The organism is Planctellipticum variicoloris (genome assembly GCF_030622045.1).
GTDB classification, from domain to species: domain Bacteria; phylum Planctomycetota; class Planctomycetia; order Planctomycetales; family Planctomycetaceae; genus Planctellipticum; species Planctellipticum variicoloris.
The window spans coordinates 6,688,582-6,711,620 of sequence record NZ_CP130886.1 but is presented as its reverse complement, the minus strand read 5'-3'; the positions used below and the strand labels follow the sequence as shown (position 1 = coordinate 6,711,620).

Genomic DNA, 23,039 nt, shown 5'->3' with positions numbered 1-23,039 from the left:
CCCAGGTCGACCGTCTCAACTCCGCCGGAGTGCAGCCGTCAGAACAGCGGCACGCTCGCACCGAGGCTCATCCGGATCAGGCCCAGCGCACTCATGAAGACGGTCGCCGGCGTCGACTCGAGACTGACGACGTCGCCCGGCGACAGCAGCACGTTCGCCTGCGGGTCGCGCTTCGCCGCTCGAATACTCGCCTGGATCACCGCCGTTTCCGTGCTCTCGGGCTTGCGGCGAACGATAAACACCTTGTCGGCCACCAGCGATTCGGCGCCGCCGGCGAGCGCGAGGGCGTCGAGCATTCGCAAGTCTTCCGAAACCGGGAACTCGTAGCGGTTCGGACGCCTGACCAGTCCGATCACGTGCACCGGTTCCGGCGCCCGCTTCTCGATCATGACCACCGCCCCGTCGCTGACGTACTGCCCCCCCTCGCCGGACCGCGTCGCCGAAACCAGATCCACCTGGACCGAGGTCAAGAGTCCGGCGCCCGATTGGGAGAGCGGCAGCGGAGCGCCGGAATGACCGGTCGCCTGGACGTCGCCGGTCGCGCTCGACGCCACGGGGGCCGGCGAACTCGCTTCGGCGCTCCGGTCGGGAGTCCGAATCTCGACCATCGTCCCCGCGTCTTCCGCCAGGCCCCCGGCGGCGGTAATCGCCGCCAGCAAGTCACTCTGTCCGCGCGGCAGCTCGTAAACTCCGGATTCTTTCACGGCGCCGACGACTGTTACGCGATTGACGCGCTGCTTCTTCATCGTGACCGTCACGTGCGGATTCAGGTACAAGTCGCGCTGCACGCAGGCGGAAACGACGTTCGCTTCTGCGGCTTCGGGCTCCAGCCCCGCCAGGTAGACCTGGCCGATGACCGGCAACTGGCCGTAGCCGCTGTCGTTGATCCGGACCGGAAACTTGACGGTGTCTTTTTCGGAGAGTCCTGCAGAGATGGCGATCTCGACGACGTCGCCCCGATCCAGCACGTCGCTTTTGACCGCGGCCCGCGCCAGACGCGACAGATCGACCGTCTGGGGATTGGCCTGTCGGGTCGCCGCGAGCGCCGTCGGAACCTCCGCGTAGGAGTACTTCTCGAACCTGCGGGGCCCGATCGACTGACAGCCGGCGGTCAGACCGATCAGGAGCAGCAGACCCAGAACCGATGGCCCAGGGCGCACGCAGGCTCGAAGCGACACGCCGTCGCGGCGTTCGTCCGAGATCACCGGGTGATCGCTCATGGCGCCCTGTTGTATCGAGTGGACATCGCAGAACGGGATGACGCTGGCCGCCCGAAGACGGCAGCCCGCAATTTCTGCCGCTTCCGAGGCCCGCAACCGGCAGAAACGGCGGCGGATCGTAGGACAAGCCCCCCGAACGGTCAAGACGGATGAAAGCTTCGTCAGAAACTGAACAGATTCCGGAGGACGTCGCACCGGCGGGTCCCCTCAACTGGCGGATTTCCGGGGCGGAACTGGTGCGGGAGAGGGGCGTTGATCACCGGGCCTGCTGGTGAACACCTGCTGGAGGAAGTCGGGGCGGGCGTTGAATTCGCTCCGCCGGCGACTATCATCAAATGTCTCCGAGTCTGCGGCGAACGCCGGTTTCGCCGCCCCGCCGGTCTTCCTACCCCGTAAAGTGAGCTGGTCGTGAGCAATGTTTCCGCTGCGGCGATCGCACAGGCCAAAGAACAACTCGACGCCCACACCCGCGAAATGGTGAAGTGGCACTTCAGTCCCGAGACCGGCAGCCCGTTCTGGCTGGAGAAGGCGAAGACGTACTCTTTCGACCCGCTGCAGGACGTCAACTGTTTCGACGATCTGAAGAAGTTCCCCCTCTTCGAAGACGACTGGTTCCGCGGCGGTCCGGTCCGCCGCTGGCTCCCGAAAGGCCTCGAAGGGAAGCCCCTGTACGTCTTCGAGACCGGCGGCACCACGGGAATCCCGAAGACCCGGCTCGTCGTCGAAGATCACTGGATCGACTACGAACAGTTCAGCCACACGCTCCCCGACAAGTACTTCCCCAAAGGGAGCAACTGGCTGATGCTCGGCCCGTCCGGCCCCCGCCGGCTGCGCCTGGCGGTCGAGCATCTCGCCCAGTATCGGGGCGGCATCTGCTTCTGCGTCGACCTCGATCCGCGGTATGTGGTCAAGCTGATCAAGCGGGGCAACATCAAGGAAGCGGAAGCCTACAAGGAGCACGTCATCGATCAGGTGATGACGATCCTGTCCGCCGGGCACGACATCAAGTGCGCGTTCATGACCCCCAAGCTCCTCGAAGCGCTGGCCATGCGGCTGATCAACGAAGGCTCCAGCATCGCCGAGGCGGGCATCACCGGCATCTTCGGCGGCGGCACGGAGTTTGCGCCGCAGTGGTACCGCAACTGCGTCGAAGAGCTGCTGGGGCCGGACGTCTACATCACGCCGACCTACGGCAACACGCTGATGGGCCTGGCCTGCAGCAAGCCGTTCGACCCGGCGGACAACTACAAGATCACGTACCACGGCCCCCAGCCGCGGGCAATCATCGAAGTCGTCGACTTCAAGGACTACAACAGAGTCGTCGGGTACGGAGAAACCGGCCGGGTGAAGCTCTACACGCTGACGAAAGAGCTGTTCATCCCCGGCTTCATGGAGCGGGACGAAGGCGAACGCGAATTGCCCTGCGAAAAATTCCCCTGGGACGGCATCAGCGGCACCCGCCCCTGGCACGAAATCGCGAAGACGACGACAGTGGGGGTATATTAGATCGTTGTCAGTTGTCCGTCGTCAGTGGTCAGTGGCTAAAGACGGACTCCTGAAGGGCGGACAGCGTATGGCCAGGACGCAGTTCGAATCGTTGCAGATTTACCGGCTTGCGGAGAGCCTGTCCGATGCCGTCTGGACGATTGCCCGCGAGTGGCCGGAATTTGATCGGAGAACGGCGGGGCTTCAACTCGTACGGGCCGCTGACAGCGTGGGAGCCAACATCGCAGAAGGGAGCGGCCGAGGGACTTTCGCGGATAATCGGCGCTTCGTACGAATGGCCCGAGGATCGCTCTACGAATGCAAACACTGGCTGCGTCGGGCCTGGAACAGGCAACTTCTGAAAGCCGACGAGGTTGACCAACTGAAGACGATCGTCGATGAACTTGGCCCGAAGCTGAATGCGTATCTGAATTCGATCGGCAAAACCGGAAGCCGCGCCGTTCCGCAAGGACGCCGGTTCTCGAATCCCCAAGAAGACGCTCAATCGCCGTCTTCAAACCACTGACCACGGACTACGGACCACTGACCAATGTTAGACATCCCCATCCTCCGCATGGGCCAGGTTTACGAGAGCATGGAGAAGCAGGCGGTCGTGCATTTTGCGACCGGCGAGCCCGTGGCCCAGCTCCATCAGGCCACCGGCATGATGCTCAAGCTGGACCTCCGCAAGGCCCAGAAGGCCCGCGACGCCCTCCGCGAGATCCCCATCCCCAAGCTGCTGGAAATCTGCGCCAAGGCCAGCGACCTGTACCTCAACGCCACGCTTCCGATGGGGAACGGCGAACTCTCGCCCGCCGAGTTCTGCCGCATGCAGTCCGCGACCACCGGACTTCCCGAGCACATGTGCGCGGGCAATATGCGCAAGAACGCCTTCGTCCTCTCGCACATGGGCGAGGTCCTCGACGCGCTGACCCGCGGCGTCCCCTTTGACATCCTCACCCGCGGCTACGGGAAAGAGGCCCGCGGCGTCATGGTCAGCTACCAGGCCAATTCTCCCGTCCTTGGAGCGGTGCTGCCGTCCAATTCGCCCGGCGTCCACACCCTCTGGCTGCCGGCCATTCCGCTCCAGATCGGCCTGATGCTCAAACCCGGCACCCAGGAGTTCTGGACCCCCTACCGCATCACCGAAGCTCTCTACCAGGCCGGGCTGCCGCGCGAGGCGATCGGGCTCTATCCGGGCGGGCACGACGTCGGCGGCGGACTGATGACCGACTGCCGCCGCGTGATGGTCTTCGGCGGCCAGGCGACCGTCGAGCAGCACTACGGCAATCCCCGCATCAGCGTCCACGGCCCCGGCTTCAGCAAGATCGTCTTCGGCGAGGACATGGTCGACCGCTGGGAAGAGTACGTCGATCTGATGGCCGACAGCGTCTTCCTGAACAGCGGTCGCGGTTGCATCAACTGCTCCAGCATTTACGCGCCGCGTCACGGCGAGAAGATCGCCGAGGCGCTCGCTCAGCGGCTGGGACCGGTCGAGCCGCTTCCTCCCAACGATCCCAAGGCGACACTCGCGGCCTTCACCACCAAGGGGGTCGCCGAAGCGATGCACAACCAGATTGAAGAGGGGCTGAAGACGCCCGGGGTCACCGAGGTCTCGGCGAAGTACCGCGGCGGCAGCCGGCACGTGCCGCACGAACGGTACGACTACCTCCGTCCGACCGTGCTGCACTGCACCAGCCCCGATCACCCGCTGGCCAACACCGAATACATGTTCCCGTTCGTCTCGGTCGTCGACTGCCCGCAGGCCAAGGCGATTGCGTCGATGGGCTCGACCCTCGTCTGCACGGCGATCACCGACGACGCCAAGTTCCAGCAGCAGTTGCTCGACGCCACGACGATCGACCGGCTCAACATCGGCGCGGTGAAGACCGTCGCCCTCAACTGGCTGCAGCCCCACGAGGGGAACATCGTGGACTTCCTGTACCGCAATCGCGCGTTCCAGGACGCCCCGCCGCCGGCGCACTGACGCCTGGTCACCGCCGGGATCGGGGGAGAGGGAATAGCGAATAGCCAGAATGGGCCGAGCGATTCCCGATTCACTGGATCGGGAACTCTGAAGCTTCCGGTGCGCCGGCGCACGAGCAAGTTCCGGAGCCCCGCAGGGGGCGGATCAATGTCGCCCAGCGGCATAAGCCCTGGGCGATCTCTCTTATTTCCGCCCGCGTTCGCCGGTTCGTCGGGCCGCGCTCGGCAGTGCAGGGGCCTTGGGCGACTTCTTCCCGTTCCGCTTCAGCACCGTGGGAAGCTCTTCGGGACAGACTACCCAGCCGCGGCAGGCGGCGGCGCCGCACAGGCACTTGATCGCCCCGTCCGCACCCCAGGCGTAGTCGATCGTCAGCTCCGCCCCTTCGGGAATGTCGGCGATCGCTTCGACATGGATCTCAGGGGGCGCCGCGGTTCCGTCTTCGTACTCGCAGTCGAACGAAAAGAGCTGGCTGTTGGGTTCGCAGCAGTGGTTGAGATACCGGAACGGCGCCCGCGGTTCGAGCGACATCTCGGAGCCCAGATCGATGCAGTAGGACGACGTGTAGTCCGGGTCGTGAATCACCCGCCCCGTCACCTGCCCGATCGATTCTCCCTTGGCGATCGCCCGGCGGGCGAACAGCCCCTTGCCGAACGGAACCTTCCCGACTCGTACCAGCGGATGTGCTTCGGCCATATTACGTCGTGCTTCCTGCGGGCTTCCTGCGGGCCGGCCGAACGGGAGTCCACAACGAATCCCGGTCCCGGCGATTCGACGTCAGAATAGCGAGAGCCGCTTCGGACTGCGACGGTCTTCACGCCGGCCGCTGCGGTTCAGGGTTCCAGGGCGGCGAGCGACGGTTGCACGGCGATCAGCGCCCGGACCGGCGGCTCGGGACGGCTGAGCGGACGGGGATGGAAGTCGTCGACCACCTTGGGGGGATGCTCCGGGTCGAGCCTTGCCGGGATCAGCACGGAGAACACGCTGCCGCGGCCGAACTCGCTCTCGACGCGCACGTCGCCGCCGAGCAGCTTCGACAGCTCGCGGATGATCGACAGTCCCAGGCCGGTGCCCTCGTACTCGCGGGTCAGCGTGTCGGTCTGGCCCGGGTTGCCTTTGCCCTGCCGGAACTTCTCGAAGATCTTTTCCTGTTCTTCCAGCGGAATGCCGATTCCGGTGTCCTCGACGATCAATGCCAGTCCGACCTTGTCGCGACGCTCGGCACGGACCCGCACGCGTCCCCCTTCCGGGGTGAACTTGATGGCGTTCGACATCAGATTGCTGAGGATCTGCTCGATCTTCCCGGAATCCTGCATGACCAGCGGAACGCCGGGGTCGACGTCCCAGCCCAGGTCGATGGACTTCTTCTCGGCCAGGGGCGACATCTGGGCGACGAGCCGCTCGATCAGATCGGCGATCGAGAACTCGACGATGTGCAGCTCCATCTTGCCCGCTTCGATCTTTGCCAGGTCGAGCACGTCGTTGATCAGGTTCAGGAGGTTCTTGCCGGACGTCTGAATGTTCGAGACGTAGCGGCGCTGCTTATCGGTGAGCCCCTGGGCGTTGACCAGCACGTCGCTGAAGCCGAGGATCGAATTCAGCGGCGTTCGCAGCTCATGGCTCATCGTCGCCAGGAATTCGTTCTTCAGGTTGTTGAGTTCGTACAGCCGCAGGTTGGCCTGCGCCAGCTCGTCGACCTTCACTTCGTAACCGCGGTTGAGCTGCTGCAGCTCCTCCTGCACGGTCACCAGGTGCCGCAGCATGCGGTTGAACGCGTGAGACAGCTCTTCGAACTCGTCCCCCGTCCGGATATCCGCCCGCTGATCGAGGCTGCCGCGCGCAATGGCGTCGCTGACGTCCTTCAGGTGCAGCACCGGCTTGACGATGACGTAGCGGACGATCGCGTAGGCCGCCAGCATGGCCAGGAACGCCGTCACAATGGCGGTGGCCAGCAGAATCGCGTTGTTCCAGGCGAGGGCCCGCTGCGTTTTGTCGAGCGGGAAGGTGATCTTCACCATCCCGATCAAGTCGCCGGTCTTCAGCTCCGGGTCGCCATTGTGCTGCCGATGGCAGGCGACGCAGGTGTCGGTGGCGTAGACTCCCGCGTAATAGTTGAACTCTTCGTACTTGCGATTGGTGTCGCTGTCGAGCTTGTTCCGCAGGCGCACGATGACTTCGCGCTCTCCGTTGGCTTTGGAAATCCGCTCCAGCGCCCGGTAGCCGGCGTCGTCGGGGGGACGCGAAGCCGAATCGAAGAGACCGGCCTTCGACAGCGTCCAGTTGTACTTCTTCATGTCGGGCGGTTTGAGCTCGACCGCCATCTTGGCGACGTCTTCCGCGATGCTGAATTCGCCCCGGTTCTCCGACCACTTCCAGTGCTTTTCCATGATGATCGGGGCCACCAGCAGCCGGGCCGCGACCAGGTTCTGCTCGTCGATCAGCTTGGTGGTCTGAGACGCATAGAAGTAGAAGCTGCCGGTGATCAGCAGCAGCAGGCCGCTGCCGAACAGGAAGCGGCATTTCCGCTCCAGGCTCGTTTCGCCCAGCAGTCGTTTGATGGTCTTGTAAGACATGAACCCGTCGTGTCGGCCGTGCAGAAAACGCCGGCCGCAGAGCGACCGGCCGCAAATTACCAATCCAGTTCTAACCTGCGACTGTCTGGCAGGGCAATGTCAGCTTAGCGTTCCGGCCGCCGCCGCCAGACCCGCGACGACCGCGGCGACTCGGGCGACGGCCTCGTCGATTTCCGAGCGGGTGTTGAAGGCGCTCAGGGAAAACCGCACGGCCGATCTCCGGATCTCCTCCGGAAAACCCATCGCCGTCAGGATCGGCGCCGTCTCCAGCGCCCCGCTGGCGCAGGTTCCCCCGAGCGAACACGCCACCCCCGCCAGATCGAGCGCCACGAGGAGCGCTTCGCCGTCGATTCCAGGGAACGCGATGTTGAGCGTATTCGGCAGCCGCGGCGAATCGGCGCCGATCACCACGGTCGATGAACAGCGAGCCGTCAGCCCGGCCTGCAGGCGGTCCCGCAGTACCCGGACGTGTTCGGTCCGCGGCGGTTGATTGTCGTTCCACAGTTCCAGGGCTTTCGCCATCCCGGCGGCCAGGGCCGTCAATTCCGTTCCCGCCCGCCGGCCCGCTTCCTGGTGTCCGCCGAAATGGAGCGGTTCCAGCCGGCTCCCCTCGCGGACCAGCAGCGCGCCGATGCCCCGCGGACCATGAAACTTATGCGCGGCGCAACTCAGCGTCGTCGCTCCCAGTTCGCGGAAATCGACGGGGATCTTTCCGACCGCCTGGACAGCGTCGACATGCCACGGCACGCGCTGCTGACGGCATTGTTCGCGCAGCAGCGCCAAGTTCTGAAGGACTCCCGTTTCATTGTGCGCCAGCAGGGCTGAGGCCAGGCGGACTTCTCCCCAGGGGGCGTCGCGAATCCCCTCCGGCGTCAGCAGGCCGCTGGAATCGACGGGGAGTTCCCGCAGGGACCAGCCCCGCGCCGCCAGCGCCAGGCAGGTTTCTTTGGTCGCCGGGTGCTCTCCCGGCGCAAGAAGTATCGTTCCCGACGTTCCCCGCGCCAGACCGCGCAGAGCGAGGTTGCTGGCCTCGGTTCCGCCGCTCGTGAAGACCACTTCGGAAGCGTCCGCTCCCAGGATGGCGGCGATGGATTCCCGGCTCGACTCCAGAATCCGCCGGGCCTGCCGTCCGAACGAGTGCCGGCTGCCGGGGTTGCCGTAGGCCTCGCGCTGGACCTGCGCGACGGTTTCGATCACCTCCGGCAAGGGGAGCGTGGTGGCGTTATTATCGAGATAAATCGGAGTCACGCGGGGTCGCCTGAGGAAAGCGGTGGCTGCATCGTCGGGAGAGATTGTACCCCGCCCGCCCTCATTTGGGACGCCCGTGCGTCGCCCGTTGTACGCACGCTCCCTCCGCGGGACCGTGGTGTCACTGCCGACCCCCAACTATACTTGCGCAGCGATTGCTGTTCGGCCCCTGGCCGATGCAGCGAATCACCCACCGCCCCTGAACCGGAATTGCGCATGCTCCGTCGCTGTTGGATCTCGAGTCTCGTTGTGGCTTTGGCCGGAGTCCAGTGCGCCTGGAGTCAGGACGACGTTCCGGCGCCGAAGGGGGCCGCCGCCGGCAAGGCCGCGCCTGTGTCCCGCAGCGAGCAGTTGCAGGGGCTGATCCAGTCGCTGGAGACGAAGGCTGGCAAGCTGATTGAAGCGCTCCCGGAGGAGCCGACCGAAGAGCAGCGAGTCGCCGCCCAGAAGGAGCTGGATGCGCTCGTTGAAGCAACTCGGTCCGAAGTCTTCGCGTTCGCCAAGGCGGATCCGAAGGACCGGCCGGCGCTGACTGCGATGGAGTGGCTCAGCCAGTTTCCGGACAATCCGGAACAGTCGAAGGCGATGGAGGAGTGGCTGCTGGAGTACCACGTCGCCTCGCCGCGACTCGGCGGGCTGCTGCAGCTCCTGGAGGATGCGGAACTGACTCCCGGCCAGCGCAAGTTTCTGGAGGCCATCGGCGAGAAGAACCCGTTCCCGCAGATGAAGGGGGCGGCCCTGCTGACCCTCGCCCGATCGCTGGTTAAACAGTCGGATGCTTCCGAATTGAAAGACGCGGCCCGCAACCCGCTGCGCGACCAGGCCCGGCAGATTTTCCAGCGGCTGCAGAAGGAGTTTGCCGAAGTCGAGAGCCCCGAGGGTTCCTTCGGGGAACTGGCCGAAGACGAGATCTATATTCTCGAGAACCTGTCCATCGGCAGCAAAGCGCCGGAAGTGACGGCGACGGAGCTCACCGGAAAGCCGGTCAAGCTCAGCAGCACGCTGGGAAAAGTCGTGGTTCTCGACGTCTGGGCCACCTGGTGCGGCCCGTGCAAGGAAATGATCCCGCACGAACGGGAGCTCGTGAAGCGGTTGCAGGGCAAGCCGTTCGCCCTGGTCGGGCTGAGCGCCGACGACGACCGCCAGACCGTGACGGAGTTTATCGCCGAGGAGCCGATGCCCTGGACGCACTGGTGGACCGGCCCGGAAGGGGAAGCGCTGCAGACGTTGCGAGTTCAATTCTTTCCCACCGTGTATATTCTCGACGCCAAAGGGGTGATCCGCTTCAAGAACCTGCGTGACGAAGAACTCGACAAGGCCGTCGATGCGCTATTGAAGGAACTCGAAGCCGCGAAGTAAGGCTTGGTCCAGCGCCGCAGAATCTGAGGAACTGATCCTGAGGTTTCGGGGTCGAGTCTTCGAGCCCGCAGCTTCTCGCCACCTCGCTGGGGGCGGCCCAGAGCGGCCGACCCCAGCCACCCGATCTCAGATCCCACTTGTTTAAGGCGCTGCACGAGCGAACCCGTCTCGCTGACCGGCATCGACTTCCTGAAATCTCTTCAACAATCGGAACGCCGCACCATGTCTGAAGGGGCCGAAGAGGGGCATGGCCGCGCGGCGTTCTGGGGCCGGCTCATCGGCGTCGCGCTGTTTCTGGCGATCTGGCTGATGCCCACTCCCGCAGGAATGTCGGTCCCCGCTCAGCGGCTGGCGGCGGTGACGGCCCTCATGGCGGTCTTCTGGGTGACACAGGCCTATGCCATCGTGGCGACCAGCCTGTTCCCGCTGGCGCTCTATCCCTTCCTCGGCATCCTGCCCGCCAAGGAAGTCTGCCAGGCCTATATCAGCGACAGCTCGTTCCTGTACCTCGGCGGCTTTCTGATCGCTCTGGGGATGGAACGCTGGCATCTCCACCGGCGGATCGCCCTGCACATCATCTGCCGCACCGGCTCCGGCCCGCGGCAGATCGTCCTCGGTTTCATGCTGGCCACGTTCGTCCTTTCAATGTGGGTCAGCAACACCGCCACGACGCTGATGATGCTCCCGATCGCCATCGCGCTGCTGACCTCGCTGGAAGACAGCCTGGACCACGGACCGAAGCTGGCCCTGCAGCAAGATCCCGCGTTCCGGCACCTGGGCCAGGCGGTGATGCTGGGGATCGCCTATTCGGCCACTATCGGCGGCGTCGCGACGCCGGTCGGCACGCCGACCAACGCCGCCTTTCTGACGATCTTCGCGAACCAGTTTCCCGACGCCCCGCGTATTTCCGCCGGTCAGTGGATGATTGCCTGGGTGCCGTTCGGCATCGTCTTTCTGGGAGTGGCCTGGCTGGTTCTGACATGGGGGTTGAAGCGTCCGCCCGGTTTCGAGCGTTTTGATCGCTCGTTCTTCCGCAGCCGCCTGACCGCTCTCGGTCGCGCGACGCGCCCCGAACTGGCTATGCTCGCCGCCTTTCTGGCGATCGCCGGGCTCTGGATCTTCCGCACCGATTTCTCGATCGGCGATACGCCGCTGATTCCTGGCTGGAACCGGCTGGTGATTGCCTGGCTGCGGTCTTCCGGCGTCACCGGCGAGAACCAGGCGCTGGGGGAGTACGTCAACGACGCCGCCGTCGCCATGACCGTGGCGCTCATCCTGTTTCTGATTCCCGTCCGCGACCCGGCCAGCGGCCGACGCGTCAAGCTCATGGACTGGCGGACTGCTCGTTCCGTCCCCTGGGACATCCTGTTTCTCTTCGGCGGCGGCTTCGCCATCGCCAACGCCTTTCAGAAGACCGGCCTGTCGATCTGGGCCGGGCAGCATCTGGAAGTTCTCGGCCGCGACCAGCCGGCGATTGTCGTTGTCGCCGCGGTGACCCTGATGATGGTGTTCCTGACCGAGTTCACCACGAACGTCGCCACGGTCGCGGCGACGATGCCGCTGCTGGCGAGCCTGGCGGTGGCGCTGGAGGTCGATCCCCGCCTGCTGATGGTTCCCGCCACCATTGCCGCCAGTTGCGGTTTCATGATGCCGGTCGGAACCCCGCCGAACGCCATCGTCTTCGGAACCGGGCGGGTCCGCGTCGAGTGCATGGCCGGCTACGGGGCGATTCTGAATGTCGTGGGAATGATTCTTGTCGTTGCCGCGACCTATCTGGTGATGGCCCCGACCTGGAACGTCCGGACTAACCACAATCCGGACTGGGCGAAGCCGAAGGCGGCACAAGCGATCGACAGTGCCGCGCCCGCTCGAAGTCCAATGACTCCGGAAAGTGTCAAGTGAGTGGTGATGAGTGTAAAGTGGCGAGGGTTTCAACCTCCGGAACTTTGCACTCTTCACTCCCCACTACTCACTTTTCACTTTCCGGAACTCTTCCTCTCTGCTCTGCCGTTTCACGCGGTCGTTCCACGCAACTGGCCTTGTCGCAACCGGCGGACTCGGGTATTCCACGCCCGTTTCCGGCAGATTCTGCCGAAGCTCCGCTGGTGCAGGACGCATCGGCGGCGACCGAACGCCACCAGCCAGGGACGGGCCGTGACGCTGTTGCTGCGACCACTCGATGGTGGCTTCTGCCTGCGCCTGTTCGTCGCCGGTCTGTTCCTGCTCGCAACCCCGGCCGGCATTTGCGCCGACGAACCATTGCCATTCGCAGCAGAGAATCCACGGCGTCAGATCGCGATTCCGAATCCCCTCGATCAGGCGAACTGGGAAGTCCCGTCGCCGCTCGAACGTGCGTTGCCAGCCCGCAGCCGTCCGTCAGTCGCAAACGAAGGGGCGAATCCCCGCCGGCCGGCCGCCACACAGTCGGGTTCCCTCTGGGTGACGCTGGTCATCGTCGTGGCGACATTCGCAGGGCTGGCGGTGGTGACGCGGTGGCTGAAGACGCACGGCCCGGCCCAGTTTCGTGCACTCCCGAACGAGGCCCTGGAGCTTCTTGGCCGCCGGACGCTGGAACCCCGCGTGACGGTGCATCTCGTCCGCTGCGGCGGGCGGATCCTGATGCTCGGCGTCGCCCCGGACGGCGTCCGCACGCTCGCCGAGTATACCGATCCGGTTGAAATCGACCTGCTTGCCGGCGCGTGCCGGACGACATCGGACAATGGCGCGGCCCAGACGTTTGGAGCACTCTTCACGCAGACTGCGAAGCCCAAGCCCGGCCCGGCGTTCCAATCCAGCGAGTTCGTCATGCCCTCCAGCCTGGAGCGGACTCATGGGTAGCACGGACGACATTCGCGGTTGTGCAATGCATTCAAATGCGACGGAGATCGGTCGCAGGGTCCGCTGTGCGGACCAGCGGAACGATTGCCGGGTCGTCGCGAAGACGGTCCGCACAGCGGACCCTACGAGTTGCCGACGCTCCTCCGTGAAAACGGCACTGCTCCTGCTGCTGGCGTGGATTCTCGCCCCGCAGACCCTGCAGGCTCAGGCGACCAGCCGGACGCCTGGCGGGTTCATTCAACCCGCCGTCGAGCGGCAGATCCCGGCGGTGCAGCCTCCCAGGCTCGTTCCGCCGCTGGCGGAGAATCCGAACGGGCTGGCGAATCCGCTGGGGGTCGACGTCGGTCAGTTGACGTCGCCGCAGGGATTGACCGGTTCATTGAAGGTGATGGTCCTGCTGACGGTTCTCAGCCTCGCGCCGTCGATCCTGATGATGACCACGTGCTTTATCCGCTTCGTGGTGGTTCTGGGACTGCTGCGCCAGGCGCTGGGCACGCAGCAGTTGCCCCCCAATCAGGTGCTGATTTCGCTGGCGATGTTTCTGACCTTCATGGTGATGGGTCCGATCTGGAGCAAGGGCTACCAGGATGGTGTGCGGCCTTACACGTCTCCGGGGCCGGGGGAATCGCAGATTGATGAAATCACGGCCTTCAAGCGGGCGGTGGCTCCGATCCGCGAGTTCATGGCGGAACAGATCGACCAGGCCGGCAACGCGGAGGTCGTCTGGATGTTCGTGGACTTCCAGCGGCCGGTCGAGGGGACTCCGGAAGCGGCGCACTGGAAAGACCCGGAGACGTACGAAGACGTCTCGCTGCTGGCCCTCGCCCCGGCCTACATGCTCAGCGAGCTGAAAGTCGCGTTTCTGATCGGGTTTCAGATTTATCTGCCGTTCATCGTGATCGACATGGTGATTTCGTCGGTGCTGATCAGCATGGGCATGATGATGCTTCCGCCGGTCCTGGTGTCGCTGCCGTTCAAACTGCTGCTGTTTGTGCTGATCGACGGCTGGTTCCTGACCGTGGGGATGCTGCTGGAAAGCGTCCGGCCGTTGTCGGGGTAGGGTGGGCAGTGCCGGCCGATGCATCCTGAACCTCTGGCTTTCCGCTCTCCGCCTTCCGCTCCCGAGCTTCTTCCATGACCATCGACAGCGCCGTCGAACTCTGCCGCAATGCCGTGATGCTGACGCTGGCGATCGGCCTGCCGGTGATGGTGTCGGCGATGGCGGTCGGTCTGCTGATCAGCATCGTCCAGGCGGTGACTCAGCTTCAGGAGCAGACGCTGAGCTTCGTGCCGAAGCTGGTCACGATGGTGCTGGTGCTGCTCTACACGCTTCCGTGGGCGCTGTCGCTGCTGGTCGAGTACACCACGCATCTGTACCGCGGCATTCCCGGCACCATTTAGCTCGCAGGGGACCGCTCGTGGACGAAATGCTTCAGCCGCCGGCGATCGACCGCTTGCAAAACCTCGCCTGGCAGTTGCTGCTGCCCGGCGCCGTCGAGCAATTTCACACGTTCATTCTGGTGCTGCTGCGGCTCAGCGGGCTGCTGTTCCTCGGCCCGATCTTCGGACAGTCGACCATTCCGCCGAATGTCCGCATCCTGATCATCATGATGCTGGCGATGATCATTACTCCCACGCTGAACTCGCAGGCTCGGAGGGGCTTCGAGCGGCTCGATGAGAACGGCGACGGCCGCCTCGTCCGCGAAGAAGTCCCCCCGGGACTGGAGCCGCGCTTCGACACGCTGCAGCAGGCGGCTCACCTGTCGCCCGACATCGGCCTGGCGCCCGAGGAGTACCACGTGCGCCCGGTCTGGCCCACGAGCTGGTTCGAGCTGGCGTGGGTGGCGGCGGGGGAGATCAGCTTCGGTTTGATGCTGGGGCTGGGGGTGACGGCGATCCTGTCCGGATTGCAGATCGCCGGGCAGCTCATCGATCAGCAGAGCGGTTTCGGCCTGGGAGAAGTCTTCAATCCCGACCTGCAAACGTCCGGCTCGATCACCGGGCAGATGCTCTACATGCTCGGCACTGCGGTGTTTCTGATGCTCGATTCCGTCGGCGGGCACCTGCAGATGGTCCGCATCATGGTCGAGACCTTTCAGACGTTTCCGCCGGGGACGGCGTTTGTTTCTCACTCCTCGATCGATCTGCTGCGGGAGCTGGTCCGCCAGTCGCTGGTGATCGGGGTCCGGATCGCGGCCCCGGTGATGGTGCTGATGTCGCTGATCGATCTGACGGTCGGCTTTCTCAGCCACACCGTACCGCAGATCAATGTTCAGACGGTCGGCTTCGCGCTGCGGGCGATGTTGAGTTTTCTGTTCCTCGCCGCGACGCTCGGCGGCCTGGGGGAGTCGGTGTGGGATTTCCTGCCGGAAACGCTCGACCACTTTGGCGAGGTGCTGGTGCTGCCGGAGTCGTGAGTGCGGCGGGCTTTATGGAGTTGAGTGTTGAGAGATGAGAGTTGAGAGTCGGAGAAGAGGTGGGGCGGCAACCTCCGGCGATCAGCGATAAGCGATAAGCCACCTTGTTCTCGCGAATCCCTCCCCAACAACTGACCTTCCCAGGGCTGCATCGGCGTGGCTTCCGACGAGAATGGTGAGAAGACAGAGCTGCCGACAGATCGCCGCCGGACGCAGGCGCGCGAGCAGGGGAATATTGCGCGCAGCACGGACCTGGCCGCTGCCGTCGTGCTGATGGGGGCGACCAGTGCCTTGTACTTCTTCGGTCCGGAAGTCGTCGAGACGCTGGCCAGCTATTTGCGATCATCGCTCACCGCGACGCCGGTCTTTGAGACCGACATCCCGACGTTCACGAAGAAGACCTGGCAACTGGTGACTCTGCTGGCGGCCAGCGTGTTGCCGCTGATGCTGGTTGTCGCCGCGGGGAGCCTGGCCATCAATCTGGCTCAGGCCGGCTTCCTCTGGTCGCCGGAAGCTCTGATGCCGAAGTTCGAGCGTCTCAATCCGCTCTCGGGGGCTCAGCGGATCGTCTCGATCGCCGCCCTGGTCAAGCTGGGGGGGAGCCTGTTCAAGCTGGTCGCCATCGCGTCGATTGCGTACTGGTACGTCTCGTACCAGGTGCGGAGCGTGCACAACATCGCCGACATGGATCTGCTCCTGGTGCTGGCGCATGCCGGGCAGTCGACGGTCGAACTGGGGTACTACCTCTCCGGGACGCTGCTGATCCTCGCCATCCTGGACTACGGCTTCCAATGGTGGAAGCACGAGCAGGACATGATGATGACCAAGCAGGAGCTGCGCGAGGAAATGAAGGATATGGACGGCGACCCGCACACGCGGATGCGGCGCCGCGAGGCTCACCGCAAACTGACGGAAGGCCGGAACCTGCAGGCGGTCAAGACGGCGGACGTGGTGATCACGAACCCGACTGAGCTGGCGATCGCTATCAAGTACGACCCGGCGACGATGCCGGCGCCGACGATCGTCGCCAAGGGGGCCGACGAGATCGCCGCCCAGATCCGGAAGATTGCCGCCGAGCATGGCATCCCGATCATCGAGCGGAAGCCGCTGGCGCGGGCTCTGTACAAGTCGGTCAAAGTGGGCCAGCAGATCCCGGCCGAGATGTACGACGTTTTCATCGAGATTCTGGCATACGTCTACCGCATCACAGGTCGGCAGCCGCCGATGGCGGCGTAGCATCGCTTGCTCCGTACCGTCTCCTCTCGATTTCTGCTAGAAATGGAGTCACATTCCGCCGTCGGATCGATGGCGTCACTGGCTCGATTTCCGGCAGAGAGGTGCTGCGTTGGCTGGCAAAGCGTGGGGCGGGGCGTTCGGGGAGCATACGGATCCCCGCGTCGAAAAGTTCACCGAATCGATCAGCTTCGATGCCCGCCTCGCCGCGGTCGATATCCGCGGCTCGCAGGCCCATGCCCGGATGCTCGCCGAGGTCGGCCTGATCACCGCCGACGAATGCTGTCAGATCGTCGAAACCCTGGATGTCATCGGTGGCGAGATTGGCCGGGGGGAGTTCGCGTACCGCACGGAGCTCGAAGACATCCACATGCACATCGAGTCGGCCCTGATCCAGCGGATCGGAGACGTCGGCCGGAAGCTCCATACCGGCCGCAGCCGGAACGACCAGGTCTCGACGGACATCAAGCTCTACGTCCGCGATTGCCTCGACGCTCTCGATGCGCAACTGGTCGAATTGCAGCGGGCGTTTGTTGCGCGGACCGAGATCGACGAAGGTGTGGTTCTGCCCGGCTACACCCACCTGCAGCGGGCTCAGCCGGTGATGGCGGCCCATTACTGGCTGGCCTACTGCGAGAAGTTCGAACGGGATCGCCTCCGGCTACAGGATTGCCGCGCCCGGCTCAACGTTTCGCCTCTCGGGGCGGCGGCTCTCGCCGGGTCTTCGCTGCCGATCAATCGCCGAATCACAGCCGAACTGCTGGGCTTTGACGACGTCGCGGCCAACAGTCTCGACGTTTCCAGCGACCGGGATTACCTGGCGGAATCGATCTTTGCGATGTCGCTGATCGCGATTCATCTGAGCGGCTGGGCCGAGGAGTGGATTCTCTGGTGCACGACGGAGTTCGGCTTCCTGAAGCTGCCGGACGCCTACACCACCGGTTCGTCGATCATGCCGCAGAAGCGGAATCCCGACGTGCTGGAGCTGATTCGCGGCAAGTCGGCCCGCGTGGTCGCCGACGTCCAGCAGATCCTCACGCTGCTGAAAGGGCTGCCGATGGCCTACAATCGCGATCTGCAGGAAGACAAGCTGGCGTTCTTCGACGCCTTCGACACGGTCTACGCCTGCCTGGAACTCGCCCCTTCGGTGGTCGAGCACGCCCGGCTGCGAACCGAGACGATCGAAGCCCGCCTGGAAGAAGGCTTCCTGGACGCGACGACGCTGATGGAATATCTCATTCTGCGCGGCGTCCCGATGCGGACCGGCCACGAGGTGGTCGGCAAGCTGGTCCGCCTGTGCGAGCAGAAGAAGATTCGGCTGGCCGAGCTGCCGCTCGCCGAGTTTCAGGCGGCGAGCGACAAGATCACCGACGACGTCTACGGCGTGCTGGGGGTGCGCAACGTGGTCGCCCGGTTGCAGAGCGAGGGCTCGGGCGGGGCCGGCCCGGTGGCGACGCAGGTGCAGCGCTGGCGCGAGCGGTTGGCCTCCATGCCGCGGACCGAATGACTGGACTGAGTCGATTTGTTGAGATTGAACCCGAGGATGTCGGGCAGCGAGTCCTTGATCGCGAAGCGAATGCGACCATGACGGACCACGAAGTTCACGAATGGTTGAATCGGGTTGAAGGAGAGGACTGTGAGTTCAAGGAGGCGAAATCGAGTTTTCCGTTTGACGAACTTGCGAAGTACTGTGCCGGACTGGCTAACGAGGGTGGCGGCAAAGTCATTCTTGGAGTTTCAGATCGGCGTCCCCGCAGAATCGTCGGCAGCCAGGCCTTTCTGCAGCCCGAACGGACCCGTCAAGGGCTTCACGACAAACTGCATCTTCGAATCACGTTTGATGAGATGCAGACTCCCGCCGGTCGCGTTCTTGTTTTTCACGTTCCGGGAAGGCCAATTGGCACGCCGATTAAGTTCGACGGCAAGTACTGGATGCGACAGAACGACAGTCTGATCGAGATGTCGACGGACCGGTTGCGGGAAGTGTTCGCGGAGACCGGTCGAGATTATTCGGCGGAGCGCTGCGACGCCGCAAACTGGTCGGACCTGGATCCTGCTTCGATCCAGGCGTTTCGAGAACGCTGGATTGCCAAGTCTGGAAATCGCTCCCTGGCGACGCTGACCGATCAGCAGTTGCTGGCCGATGCAGAAGCCACGATCGACGGCAACGTCACCTACGCAGCCCTGATCCTGTTTGGAACTTCCGCTGCGATCGGCCGGCATCTGGCACAGGCGGAGATCGTGTTCGAGTATCGTTCCACAGACGCATCGGGACCTGCGCAGGAACGAAGAGAGTTTCGTCAGGCGTTCTTCGCGTGCTACGACGAGTTATGGACCGCGATTAATCGCAGAAACGATCTTCAGCACTATCAGGATGGCTTGTTCGTACTGACCGTGCCAACGTTCAGCGAGCGCGCCGTTCGCGAGGCGCTGTTGAATGCCGTCAGTCACCGGGATTACCAGCTCGGGGGAAGTATCTTTGTTCGTCAGTATCCGCGGCGACTGGAGATCGTCAGTCCGGGTGGTTTCCCTCCGGGTATCACGATCGAGAACGTCCTGGATCGACAATCCCCGAGAAACCGGCGGATCGCCGACATCTTCACGAAGTGCGGTCTCGTTGAGCGCTCCGGCCAGGGAATGAACCTGATCTTCGAAGAAGCGATCAAGTCCGGTAAGCCGGTCCCGGACTTTGCCCACACCGACCAGTATCAAGTTGCAATCAGTCTGCCGGGAACGGTGCAAGATCCGAATTTTGTGCGGTTTCTTGAGAAGGTGGGAAAGGAACGTGTCGCAGCATTCAGCACTCAGGACTTTCTGGTCCTTGACCTGATTCACCGCGAGCAGAAGCCCGGACTGCAATTCAAACCGCGCGTCGAGTACTTACTGTAACAGGGCATCATCGAACGGGTGACGCGTGGCACTTACGTGCTCTCCCGGCGGTTCTATGATTTCGTGGGAAAGAAGGGCATCTACACGCGGAAAAAGGGGCTCGATCGGGATCAGAACAGAGCCTTGCTGCTCAAGCACATTCGCGAGAGTCAGAACTCCGGAAGCCCGATCGGGGAGTTAATGCAGGTGCTGCCGGCTCAGTCACGTCGACAGATCCAGTTGCTTCTGAAGTCACTCGAACGCGACGGAGAGATTCACATGATCGGCACAACGCGAAGCAGTCGGTGGTATCCCGTGATTGAAAAGTAATCGGCAAACCAGTGTAAACCGGTGCAAACCGGTGCAATTCCTTGCGTGATAACCCGTTATCTAGAAACATGTTACCGCTAACCTTCGATTGCACCAAGCGGTTACACGAACGGTGTCAATTCCTCAGATCCTGCTCGGCACGACGAAAAACGGGAGCGAGTCGCCGAGCGCGCCGTCAATTGACGCAATGGCTTTCCCGCGATGGACTCTGATACGCGACCTCCGTGGTCCGCCCTTGATTGATAGCGAGACCCCGTCATGCAAGATTTCGAGAAGCTTGGCGCGTTTTACCTGGGCAAGACTTACGATCCCGCGGCAAAGGCCGCGCGGGATGAGTTGCTGCTCTATGACGCGAAGGATCTGACGACGCATGCCGTCTGCGTCGGGATGACCGGCAGCGGCAAGACCGGGCTCTGCCTGGCCCTGCTGGAAGAGGCGGCGATCGACGGCATCCCGGCGATCATCATCGACCCCAAGGGGGACCTGGGGAACCTGCTCCTCACGTTTCCGGATCTGCAGCCGGGCAGCTTCAAGCCCTGGCTCGATCCGGCGGACGCCACCCGCAAAGGGCTGTCGCTCGACGAGCTGGCGCAGAAAACGGCCGACGACTGGCGGAACGGCCTGGCCGCATGGGGGCAGACTCCCGAGCGGATTGCGAAGTTCCGCGAGGCCGCCGACGTGGCGATTTATACGCCGGGCAGCAGTGCGGGGCTGTCGCTGACGGTGCTCCGTTCGTTCGCGTCGCCCGGTCCCGAGACGATGGAGAACGCCGACGCTCTCCGCGAGCGGATCAACGCCGCGGTCTCGGGGCTGCTCGCTCTACTGGGGATCGACGCCGACCCGCTGCAGAGCCGGGAGCACATCCTGCTGGCCAGCCTGATGGAGCGAGCCTGGCGGGATGGCAAAGACCTCGATCTGCCCCGGCTGATCCGCGAGATCCAGTCGCCGCCGTTCGACAAGATCGGCGTGATGGATCTGGAAAGCGTCTTCCCGGCGAAAGACCGCTTCGGGCTGTCGATGAGCCTCAACAACCTGCTGGCGTCGCCCGGGTTCTCCGCCTGGATGGAAGGGGAGCCGCTCGATATCCAGCGGCTGCTGTATACCCCCGCCGGCAGGCCCCGGCTGGCGATTCTCTCGATCGCACATCTGTCCGATCCCGAGCGGATGTTCTTCGTGACGATCCTGCTCAACGAGGTGATCGCCTGGATGCGTCGGCAGTCCGGCACGGCGAGTCTGCGGGCGCTGCTCTATATGGACGAGGTCTTCGGCTACTTTCCGCCGACGGCCAATCCGCCGGCGAAGGTTCCGATGCTGACGCTGCTCAAGCAGGCGCGGGCGTATGGCCTGGGGGTCGTGCTGGCGACGCAGAACCCCGTCGACCTGGACTACAAGGGGCTTTCGAACGCGGGAACCTGGTTCATCGGGCGGCTGCAGACGGAACGGGACAAGGCCCGCGTGCTCGATGGACTGGAGGGGGCGTCCACGGCGGCCGGTGCGTCGTTCAACCGGCAGCAGATGGAGTCGATTCTGTCCGGTCTGGGGAACCGCGTGTTCCTGATGAATAACGTCCACGACGACGCGCCCGTAGTCTTCCAGACCCGCTGGGCGCTGTCGTTCCTGCGCGGGCCGCTGACGCGCGACCAGATCGCGACGCTGATGGCCGATCGCAAGGCCAACGGGGCGCCGGCGGCCGCGCAGCCGGTGGTGAATTCTGCCGTCGCAAGCCCCGCTCCAGCGACTCCGGTTCCTGCTCCGATTGCGGGCGGCACGCGTCCTGTTCTGCCGCCGGATGTCCCTGAGCTCTTTGTGCCGGTTCGTTCGCGGGGACCGGTGACCTATCGGCCGGCGCTCGTCGGGACGGCGCGGGTTCACTTTGCACAGGCGAAGAGCGACGTCGACGTCTGGGAGACGCTGCTGCTGACGGCGGAGGTCGCGGGAGACGTCTCGGCCGACGTCTGGGACGGTGCGAAGCTGGCGATCGATGAGGAGCCCGAGCTGGAGAAATCTCCGGTCGATGGGGCTTCCTTTGCGGAGCTTCCGGCAGAGCTGGCTCAGCCGAAGTCGTATGCGAAGCTTTCCACGGCGCTGAAGGACTTTCTCTACCGGACGCACGAGCTCGACATCTGGAAGTGTCCGTCGCTGAAGCAGTTTTCGCGGCCTGGCGAAAGCGAGGGGGACTTTCGCGCGCGGCTGAGCCAGGGGGCCCGCGAGCAGCGGGATCTGCTGGTGGATAAGCTGCGGTCGAAGTACGCCCCGAAGCTGGCCCTCGTGCAGGAACGAATCCGCCGGGCGCAGCAGAAGATCGAGAAGGAGAAGGCCCAGGCGAGCGAGCAGACGATGTCGGCGGCAATGTCGTTCGGCACGTCGCTGCTGGGGGCGCTGTTCGGCCGGAAGCTGGCAAGCACGGCGAACGTCGGCCGGGCGGCGACGGCGATGCGCTCGGCCGGCCGCGCGGGGCGGGAACGTCAGGACGTGACCCAGGCGGAGGAGAATCTGGAAACGCTGCAGCATCAGCTCCAGGATCTGGAGGCGCAGTTCCAGGCGGAAACGGAAGCCCTCGAAGCGACCGCCAGTCCCGACCGGCTGCTGCTGGAGGAGATCACGATCAAGCCGAAGAAGGCGGATATTTCGGTGACGCGCGTGGCGCTGGCGTGGCACGGGGAAGAAGTGGTTGGTGGATAGTGGATGGTGGGTAGTGAGGAGAAGAGGCGAGTTGAGGGGTGGTGGATGGCGAGTGGTGAGTGAAAAGACGTCGGTGCGATGGGTCGGGATGTTTGGGAGGTTGTCGCGGGGGGCTGGATTGTCCGGCTGTGGTGCAAACTGAGACGGTTGTCGCAGATTGCGGCATGCGGGACTTCGCCGTTGGGGCCTTTGCGGCGTCGATCATCGTCGGCCGGCAAGGCCTTACAGTTTTGACCGCGACTGGCGCAGAAACTGCCTGATTAAACCCTTTCAGGAGTGGCTCCTTCGCGACGTTGCCGTGAGTCAACAATGTGGACTTTTGGCAACACCTTTCTGCGTTGAGCGGAGGGGCCGGGGAAGGGAGACCGGCATGGCCATCCTGCACAGGATCGGAACTGCGTTGCTGATTGGGGTCGGGTTGGCGACGGGAGTCTGGCTCGACGCGTCGCCGGGCCTGGCTCAGGACTGGATGTATCGCCGATCGTACTTCAGCCATCGGCTGGCCGACGAGCGAGCGCCGCCGCATCCGGTTCCGGAGAGCCGCTCGGCGTATCGAACGGCCTACTACCGTGAAGGTTTCACGTTCGAGTTCCGCAGTGGCTACCGCGTCAACAACTTTGTGTTGCAGAACGGCGGGCGCGTGGACCGGACGTATTACCGCGAGGGGTGGTTCGAGGTGCGGCCGTAGGGGCTGGCATGTTGCGCGATCTCGCCGGGGGAGTGGATGGTGATTCGTGGATGGTGAGGAGAAGGCGGGGCGCGAGAGAGTTGGTTTGCCGTGGACATCGCAATTCGGCAGGCG

Annotated in this window: 17 protein-coding genes and 1 pseudogene; 14 read left to right on the top strand and 4 right to left on the bottom strand. The window is 64.1% G+C overall.

The genetic code is table 11. The annotated features are described in order from the left end of the window. Positions 1-38: 38 nt before the first annotated feature. Positions 39-1,220 (bottom strand): polysaccharide biosynthesis/export family protein, encoded by a 1,182-nt coding sequence (locus tag SH412_RS26180; protein ID WP_336520993.1) that lies wholly within the window; start codon positions 1,218-1,220, stop codon positions 39-41. A 408-nt stretch (positions 1,221-1,628) separates the two neighbouring features. Here SH412_RS26180 and SH412_RS26175 point away from each other — a divergent pair, with 408 nt between their 5' ends. From SH412_RS26175 to SH412_RS26165, 3 genes are all read left to right on the top strand, one after another. Continuing rightward, positions 1,629-2,726: a hypothetical protein gene (locus SH412_RS26175; RefSeq protein ID WP_336520992.1), complete on the top strand. Its 1,098-nt coding sequence runs from the start codon at positions 1,629-1,631 to the stop codon at positions 2,724-2,726. Between the two features lie 67 nt (positions 2,727-2,793). Then, positions 2,794-3,231, top strand: coding sequence for a four helix bundle protein (locus tag SH412_RS28725; RefSeq protein WP_419555761.1), 438 nt, complete (start codon positions 2,794-2,796; stop codon positions 3,229-3,231). A gap of 24 nt (positions 3,232-3,255) precedes the next feature. Then, entirely contained in the window at positions 3,256-4,692 is a 1,437-nt protein-coding gene (locus SH412_RS26165) for an aldehyde dehydrogenase family protein (RefSeq protein ID WP_336520990.1), read from the top strand. Positions 4,693-4,875: 183 nt separating this feature from the next. Here the strand turns inward: SH412_RS26165 and SH412_RS26160 are convergent, their stop codons facing one another. The 3 genes from SH412_RS26160 to SH412_RS26150 all read right to left on the bottom strand — a co-directional run bounded on the left by SH412_RS26160 (position 4,876) and on the right by SH412_RS26150 (position 8,510). Next, positions 4,876-5,385, bottom strand: coding sequence for an SET domain-containing protein (locus SH412_RS26160; RefSeq protein WP_336520989.1), 510 nt, complete (start codon positions 5,383-5,385; stop codon positions 4,876-4,878). Between the two features lie 137 nt (positions 5,386-5,522). Continuing rightward, positions 5,523-7,262, bottom strand: coding sequence for a sensor histidine kinase (locus SH412_RS26155; RefSeq protein ID WP_336520988.1), 1,740 nt, complete (start codon positions 7,260-7,262; stop codon positions 5,523-5,525). A 99-nt stretch (positions 7,263-7,361) separates the two neighbouring features. Next, a complete protein-coding gene (locus tag SH412_RS26150) occupies positions 7,362-8,510 on the bottom strand; it encodes a cysteine desulfurase family protein (protein ID WP_336520987.1) in 1,149 nt (382 codons plus the stop codon). Between the two features lie 216 nt (positions 8,511-8,726). On the opposite strand from SH412_RS26150, the gene SH412_RS26145 reads away from it, so the two are divergent. From SH412_RS26145 to SH412_RS26090, 11 genes and pseudogenes are all read left to right on the top strand, one after another. Further along, a complete protein-coding gene (locus tag SH412_RS26145; RefSeq protein WP_336520986.1) occupies positions 8,727-9,869 on the top strand; it encodes a TlpA family protein disulfide reductase in 1,143 nt (380 codons plus the stop codon). 222 nt (positions 9,870-10,091) lie between these two features. Continuing rightward, positions 10,092-11,771, top strand: coding sequence for an SLC13 family permease (locus SH412_RS26140; protein WP_336520985.1), 1,680 nt, complete (start codon positions 10,092-10,094; stop codon positions 11,769-11,771). A gap of 252 nt (positions 11,772-12,023) precedes the next feature. Next, positions 12,024-12,707 carry a FliO/MopB family protein gene (locus tag SH412_RS26135; protein WP_336520984.1) on the top strand — a complete coding sequence of 228 codons (684 nt, stop codon included), beginning with the start codon at positions 12,024-12,026 and terminating at the stop codon, positions 12,705-12,707. 145 nt (positions 12,708-12,852) lie between these two features. After that, positions 12,853-13,767, top strand: coding sequence for a flagellar type III secretion system pore protein FliP (gene fliP / locus SH412_RS26130; protein ID WP_336520983.1), 915 nt, complete (start codon positions 12,853-12,855; stop codon positions 13,765-13,767). Between the two features lie 74 nt (positions 13,768-13,841). Next, complete coding sequence (gene fliQ / locus SH412_RS26125) at positions 13,842-14,108, top strand: flagellar biosynthesis protein FliQ (protein ID WP_336520982.1); 267 nt, start codon at positions 13,842-13,844, stop codon at positions 14,106-14,108. Between the two features lie 26 nt (positions 14,109-14,134). Further along, the gene (locus SH412_RS26120; protein ID WP_336524181.1) at positions 14,135-15,124 is read left to right on the top strand and encodes a flagellar biosynthetic protein FliR; all 990 of its coding nucleotides are present in this window, start codon (positions 14,135-14,137) and stop codon (positions 15,122-15,124) included. Positions 15,125-15,280: 156 nt separating this feature from the next. Continuing rightward, positions 15,281-16,360, top strand: a complete 1,080-nt coding sequence (gene flhB / locus SH412_RS26115) for a flagellar biosynthesis protein FlhB (RefSeq protein ID WP_336520981.1) — start codon at positions 15,281-15,283, stop codon at positions 16,358-16,360. 109 nt (positions 16,361-16,469) lie between these two features. Beyond that, positions 16,470-17,864, top strand: coding sequence for an argininosuccinate lyase (argH, locus tag SH412_RS26110; protein ID WP_336520980.1), 1,395 nt, complete (start codon positions 16,470-16,472; stop codon positions 17,862-17,864). Between the two features lie 77 nt (positions 17,865-17,941). Beyond that, positions 17,942-19,555, top strand: a pseudogene (locus SH412_RS26105) (ATP-binding protein). 258 nt (positions 19,556-19,813) lie between these two features. Next, positions 19,814-22,237, top strand: coding sequence for an ATP-binding protein (locus SH412_RS26095; RefSeq protein WP_336520977.1), 2,424 nt, complete (start codon positions 19,814-19,816; stop codon positions 22,235-22,237). A 370-nt stretch (positions 22,238-22,607) separates the two neighbouring features. Then, positions 22,608-22,925 (top strand): hypothetical protein, encoded by a 318-nt coding sequence (locus SH412_RS26090; protein ID WP_336520976.1) that lies wholly within the window; start codon positions 22,608-22,610, stop codon positions 22,923-22,925. Positions 22,926-23,039 lie beyond the last annotated feature (114 nt).